General features: G+C 43.4%; 6 protein-coding genes. 5 read left to right on the top strand and 1 reads right to left on the bottom strand.

Annotated features, from left to right (window positions below; all coding sequences use genetic code 11):
- The 5 genes from O3651_RS05260 to O3651_RS05240 all read left to right on the top strand — a co-directional run.
- Positions 1-975 (top strand): Rib/alpha-like domain-containing protein (locus tag O3651_RS05260; protein ID WP_371609789.1); only part of this gene is annotated, 975 nt, incomplete at its 5' end.
- Positions 976-1,158: 183 nt separating this feature from the next.
- A complete protein-coding gene (locus O3651_RS05255; protein ID WP_371609788.1) occupies positions 1,159-1,992 on the top strand; it encodes a DegV family protein in 834 nt (277 codons plus the stop codon).
- Between the two features lie 110 nt (positions 1,993-2,102).
- Complete coding sequence (locus O3651_RS05250; protein WP_005589527.1) at positions 2,103-2,378, top strand: HU family DNA-binding protein; 276 nt, start codon at positions 2,103-2,105, stop codon at positions 2,376-2,378.
- Positions 2,379-2,578: 200 nt separating this feature from the next.
- Entirely contained in the window at positions 2,579-3,280 is a 702-nt protein-coding gene (locus O3651_RS05245) for a DUF4947 domain-containing protein (RefSeq protein WP_371609787.1), read from the top strand.
- 70 nt (positions 3,281-3,350) lie between these two features.
- Positions 3,351-4,622: a TRZ/ATZ family protein gene (locus O3651_RS05240; RefSeq protein WP_371609786.1), complete on the top strand. Its 1,272-nt coding sequence runs from the start codon at positions 3,351-3,353 to the stop codon at positions 4,620-4,622.
- Positions 4,623-4,743: 121 nt separating this feature from the next.
- Here the strand turns inward: O3651_RS05240 and O3651_RS05235 are convergent, their stop codons facing one another.
- Positions 4,744-5,937, bottom strand: coding sequence for an OFA family MFS transporter (locus O3651_RS05235; RefSeq protein WP_371609785.1), 1,194 nt, complete (start codon positions 5,935-5,937; stop codon positions 4,744-4,746).
- Positions 5,938-6,216: the final 279 nt, after the last annotated feature.

The raw sequence follows: 6,216 nt of genomic DNA, 5'->3' as shown, positions 1-6,216 counted from the left end.
AATGCAGTCGTGAACAAGGCCAATGTAGAGTTTGTAGGTAAGTGGGAATTCAAGGCGAATCCGACAAATGCTGAAACTTATACGCCTCAAGTAACGGAAGAAACTATCAAGGTTGGAGAAACACCAGACTTGACTGATAATGTGACGAACTTGCCAAGCCTTCCAGCTGGGACTAAGGTAGTCGATATCACGCCTGCGGGTCAAATAGATACCACAAAACCAGGTACTTATAGCGGTACAGTCCGTGTTGACTATCCAGATGGTTCTTCTACTGAAGTTTCTGTACCAGTTAATGTTTTGCCTGCACCGGTAACTGAAACCTATAAAGTGACTTACCGCTTCGAAAGTGCTACGGCAGACAATAACTTGCCAACAGAAGTATTGAGCTTACTTCCACAAAGTGGAACATATACTACAAGTTCTTCTGTAGCGATTGCTTTTGTTCCAGAAGCACCGATGCCTGTAGAAGTGGCTGCTGCAAATGGTACTTGGAAATTCCTGGGCTACGAAAAAGTGGAAGAGGAAACAAGCTTGACCTTCGTAGGTAAATGGGCCTTTGAAGCCAAGCAAGCTCCTAGTCCGCAGCCGCAACCGGAACCAGCACCGCAACCGGAACCAGCACCGCAGCCGAAACCAGAACCTCAACCAGAACCAGCGCCACAACCGCAACCGGTTCCGAAACCACAGCCACAGCCAAGTCCTGTTCCACCAGTGACTCCAGAAGTGAAGCCGGTTCAAGAGACTGATTCAGCAGCTAAAGCTCAAACAGATCAGCTAGTGAAACCTGAAAGCAAACCTGTTCCAAATGATAAGCCAGCTGCTCCAACTCCAGCAGGAGATAAGGCTAAACAAGCGACCTTACCAAATACAGGTAGCACTTCTCCAGTTTCAATAGTGGGAGCAACGACCAGTGCTATTCTTGCGAGCCTAGGATTTATGATTCTTGGTCGCAAGCGCAAAGATGATGAGGCTTAAAAGGGTAGCTCTTTGTATAAACTTTGGCTAGCACTTAATCAAATCATTAAGAGTCTTCTAAGTAGCATTTTACTTAGAAGGCTCTTGTTTTTCTGGGATTTATGGATTAAGCTAAGATTGATTCACAAAAATTAGGATTTTTTGGTATAATAGAGTCAATAACAGGATAAAAGTAGGGAAAATATGACAAAAATTAAAATTGTGACAGACTCTTCGATTACGATTGAGCCTGAACTAGCAAAAGATTTGAATATTACAATAGTTCCTTTGACAGTCATGATTGATGGTGTAGTCTACTCGGATTCCAATTTGAAGGAGGGAGAATTCCTTCGGTTGATGAAGTCTAGTAAAAATCTGCCCAAGACCAGCCAGCCACCAGTTGGAGTATTTGCAGAGGTTTTCGAAGATTTATCAGCGGAAGATGTCCAAATTATCTCGATTCACATGTCTCATGCTTTATCTGGCACTGTAGAGGCAGCTCGTCAGGGTGCTACCTTAGCCAAGGCTGATGTAACAGTTGTCGATAGTTCTTTCACGGACCAAGCCATGAAGTTCCAAGTCGTTGAGGCTGCTAAGATGGCAAAAGCTGGAGCGACTTTGGAGGAGATTTTACAAAAACTTGAGGAAGTCAAAGCCAAGACGGAGCTATATATCGGCGTATCAACCTTAGAAAACTTGGTCAAAGGTGGTCGTATCGGCCGTGTGACTGGTCTGATTAGCTCGCTTTTAAATATTCGTGTCGTCATGCAGATGACAAATCATACCTTGACTCCTATTGTCAAAGGACGGGGCGCTAAAACCTTTAAGAAATGGCTGGATGATTTAAAAGAGTCTCTGAAAGAGAAGGAAATTGAAGAAATCGGCATTTCCTATGCGGGTGGACCAGAATTTGCCAATCAAATGAAGGAAGAGCTGCAGGAGTTTGTTGAAAAACCAATCCCTGTCTTAGAAACAGGTTCCATCATCCAAACGCACACTGGAGAAAATGCATGGGCCGTTCTAGTTCGCTATAAATAGAGTAAATTATTTGTAAAATGTCTGCTTAAGACTTGACCTAGACGCTTTTTTTAGATATGATAATATCTGTTAGGGTTATTAACCCAGAAAAAAATTGGAGGATTTGTTAAATGGCTAACAAACAAGATTTGATCGCAAAAGTGGCAGAAGCTACAGAATTGACTAAAAAAGATTCAGCAGCAGCAGTTGACGCTGTATTTGCAGCAGTTACAGAATACCTTTCAAAAGGTGAAAAAGTTCAATTGATCGGTTTTGGTAACTTTGAAGTTCGTGAGCGTGCAGCACGTAAAGGTCGCAACCCACAAACTGGTAAAGAAATCACAATCGCAGCTTCTAAAGTTCCAGCTTTCAAAGCAGGTAAAGCTCTTAAAGACGCTGTAAAATAAGACAAAAATCAAAAGCCTATTGTATCAGCTTCCTAGCTTTTACAGTAGGCTTTTTCTTATGTTTTGGCATAACATCAATCATTTTTCCTAAGCTTCTAGAAGATACAGTATTTGTTTGTTAGAGAAGGCAGCAAAAATCAGGATGCTCCTCCTGCTAAACTTAAAATATGATATAATGTAGCTAAGAAATGGGGGTAACTATGTATTTAAAAAAAGTAATAACCTTTTTAACCATGCTTGCAGCTGTCATGGCTTTGACAGCTTGCTATTATCCAAGGAAAAGAGTTCCTAGGTCTGAAGCCTCTTCTGTCCAAAAGGTAAAAATACCAAAGAAATCAGAATCGACGAAGGCTACAGGCTCTAGTCAGCAAGAAAAATCAAAGAGCAGTCAGACCTCATCATCTAGTGCTCCAGCTTCTGAGAGTAAGGCGACAAGTTCGCCAGATGAAGTAACGGATGGCTTGCCTCAAGATGCACAGTCTGCCAATAAAGACAAGATCTATGCAACAGGTAATGCCAAGGTGTATTATCGTTCTTTTGAGGGAGGATTTAGTGCTCAAACGCCTGATTTCAAAGGCTATACAGAGGAGCAAGTCAAAAAGGTGCTTGGCGAGCCAGAGGCCGTCATAAAGGATCCAAACTATATTAAAGACACTTTTAAAGCTCAGGAGTTAGAAAATATAAAAGAGCTCTATCAAGGTCAGCGTGTGACAGAAGAGCAGGCAAAAGCTTTCTATGTAACAGCAGCGGATATTGCACAGGCAGCTAGCTTGAACCAAGACTATCAATTGGAGAGTGACTATATTTTATATAGCTATAAGCAACATAAAATTAATCTGATTTTCTCTAAAGGAGAGTTGTATTATATGACTCCTAATCCTGATTATCTTTATTTTAAATAATCTTGGAAAATTCTTGCGCTAGTTTACTAGGCTTGCTATAATAGCTAAAATGAAATGAGAAGGAGCAAGGATGAAAGCTTATATAAATGTCAATCTGGTGACCTGTGACAGCGCATTTCATGTTTATCGGGAAGGCTTGTTGGTCGTGGAAGATGAACGCATTGCCTACTGTGGTCCCCATGACAAGGCTTGGTTAGAACAATGCAGCGAGCTAGTGGATTATGAGGGTGCTTGGATCATGCCAGGGCTGGTCAACTGCCATACGCACTCAGCCATGACCTTGCTGCGTGGGATTCGTGATGACAGCAATCTGCACGAATGGCTAGAGGACTATATTTGGCCAGCAGAAAGTCAGTTCACGGCGAATCTAACGACCAAGGCTGTCCAACTGGCTCTGGCTGAAATGCTCCAGTCGGGAACAACGACTTTTAACGATATGTATAATCCTCAAGGAGTGGATATTGACCGTATCTATGAGACCGTGCGGCAGTCTGGTATGCGCTGCTATTTCTCACCAACCCTCTTTAGCTCAGCAGCTGAAACAGCAGCAGAGACTCTGGCACGTACTCGGGCCATTGTTGAGGAAATCCTCGCTTATGAAGATGAAGATTTTCAGGTCATGGTGGCGCCGCATTCGCCCTATGCCTGTGACGAAGATCTACTCAAGGGCAGTCTTGAGCTAGCTCGTGAGCTGGATTTGAAGCTTCATATCCATGTGGCAGAGACTCAGGAAGAAAATAAAATCATCCTGGAGCGCTATGGTAAACGGCCTTTGGCTTTCTTGAAAGAGCTTGGCTACTTGGAGCAGCCAGCCATTTTTGCTCACGGAGTTGAGCTCAATCCGTCAGAGATTGCTGATTTAGCGGCTTCACCAGTCAGCATCGCCCACAATCCTATCAGCAACCTCAAGCTGGCTTCTGGTGTAGCTCCGGTGACGGATTTATTAGCCGCTGGGGTGACCGTTGGCTTAGCGACGGACTCTGTCGCTTCTAATAATAATCTGGATATGTTTGAAGAAGGTCGGACAGCAGCCCTCCTTCAGAAAATGCGAGCAGGTGATGCAACCCAGTTTACGATCGAGCAGGCCTTGAAAGCTTTGACCATTGAAGGAGCAAAGGCGTTGGGCTTGGAGGACAAAATCGGCAGTCTGGAAGCGGGCAAGCAAGCCGATTTCATTGTCATTCAGCCTAAGGGACGACTTCATCTCTATCCTTTGGAAAATATGCTGTCGCACCTAGTATACGCAGTCAAAGGCAGCGATGTTCAGGATGTCTACATTGCAGGGCAGCAGGTGGTCCGAGATAGCAAAGTGCTGACCGTTGATCTAGAATCGTTCCGTTAAAAAGAAAAGCTGAGTTTGTCTCGGCTTTTATGTTGGTCAGGAGAGCTCTTGTCAATTTTTGCTGGCTAACATATTCTTTGTCAAAGAAAAACTCTGGGTCACCCCAGAGTTTGTGTTAGTTTTAAGCTTTCTTTGATTTAGAAATATAGAATAATTGTAGGACGATACCAAGGAGTGCCATACCAATAACGATATAGAAGGCCATTGAATAGTCTCCCTTGTTTGCTTGAGCAAGTCGAGCTCCTAACTGTGGTCCGGCAATAGCTGCAACACCATAGGCTGTGAACATCCAGCCATAGTTTGTGCCGACATTTGCCACGCCCCAATTTTCGGCAGTAATACCTGGGAAAGATCCAAGGAAGCCACCGAAGGACAGGGCGACAAGCATGACGCCTAAGATTGCAAGGATGCTTCCTTCTCCTTTAAAGAGAGCGGTCAGTGCTAAGCCACCAGCGACAGCGCCAAACATGGCGATTACAGTAGGGTAGCGGCCGATTTTGTCCGATACAGCTCCCCAGAAGATCCGTCCAAAAGTATTGGCAATAGAAACCAGCATAACGAATAGAGTTGCTTCTCCAACTAGTTTATATTGGTCAGAGATAGACGCTGCTGAACCGATAATCATCATACCACCAGTAGCACCTAAAATGTAGATGAGCCACAGCAACCAGAAGTTGCCTTCGCGTAGCATTTCTTTGTGAGTTTTGCCTGTCGGTGCAGAACTTCCTGCTACTGGAGCAGCTGCTGGAGCTTTTTCCATGACAAGAGAAGAGCAGCAGATAACGACAAGTAGGGCAATCCCCAGAACTTTAAATGTAGAATAAACGCCCATTGAAGCGATGAGAGTTTTGGCAAGTGGTCCGATGATTAGTGGTCCAAGTCCAAAGCCAGCTGCGGTTAAACCACCTGCGAGACCTTTTTTATCAGGGAACCATTTGGTAGCGACAGAAGTTGAAGCGCCATAGGCTGATCCGATACCGAGACCAAGGACAACCCCGTAGGTTAAGTAGAGTACAGGAAGAGAAGTTGCAAATCCTGTAGCAAACATACCAGCACCAAAGAGAATGCCTCCTAGAAAGACAAATTTCTTAGGGCCTAATGAATCGACTTTAGGTCCGAAAATAATCATGCCGATTGGCACCATTGCAAAAGAGATACTGAAGGCTAGAGAGGTTTGAGCTTGCACCCATCCTTGGCTAGCATTGGCTTCCAGTAGCGCTTTTTGAAAAACAGACCAGGCGTATCCAGCACCTAAAGAAAGGTTGGTTAAGATAGCTGCTGCTAAAATGAACCAGCGATTTGGTGTTTTTTTCATAATGATATCCTCATTTATATATTTTTTCTAAAAAGTGATAGAAAACCAGCCGTATCCAAATGTTCTTCGGCATCTTTTCTGCACAGCAGATAGAATAGCAGAAGTTTGGTTACAGAATTTCTTACGATAAAACCGATATATCAAAATTAAGCGCTTACATATTTGTTAACATCTCTATCATATCGTGCTTTGAGGCAAAAATCTACTTAATTAAAATGAATAGGTCTATTAGGCAGATTAATATTTTTCCTTATTTACAATCATTCTTAATAGAAAATC

Source organism: Streptococcus sp. 27098_8_73, from assembly GCF_041432495.1.
Taxonomy (GTDB): Bacteria; Bacillota; Bacilli; order Lactobacillales; family Streptococcaceae; genus Streptococcus.
This window is presented reverse-complemented; position numbering and strand designations above follow the sequence as displayed.

Excerpts from the sequence above, each read along its gene's own strand:
- O3651_RS05235 (WP_371609785.1), bottom strand. The coding sequence starts at position 5,937 with ATGAAAAAAACACCAAATCGCTGGTTCATTTTAGCAGCAGCTATCTTA.
- O3651_RS05250 (WP_005589527.1), top strand. The coding sequence starts at position 2,103 with ATGGCTAACAAACAAGATTTGATCGCAAAAGTGGCAGAAGCTACAGAA.
- O3651_RS05255 (WP_371609788.1), top strand. The coding sequence starts at position 1,159 with ATGACAAAAATTAAAATTGTGACAGACTCTTCGATTACGATTGAGCCT.
- O3651_RS05245 (WP_371609787.1), top strand. The coding sequence starts at position 2,579 with ATGTATTTAAAAAAAGTAATAACCTTTTTAACCATGCTTGCAGCTGTC.
- O3651_RS05240 (WP_371609786.1), top strand. The coding sequence starts at position 3,351 with ATGAAAGCTTATATAAATGTCAATCTGGTGACCTGTGACAGCGCATTT.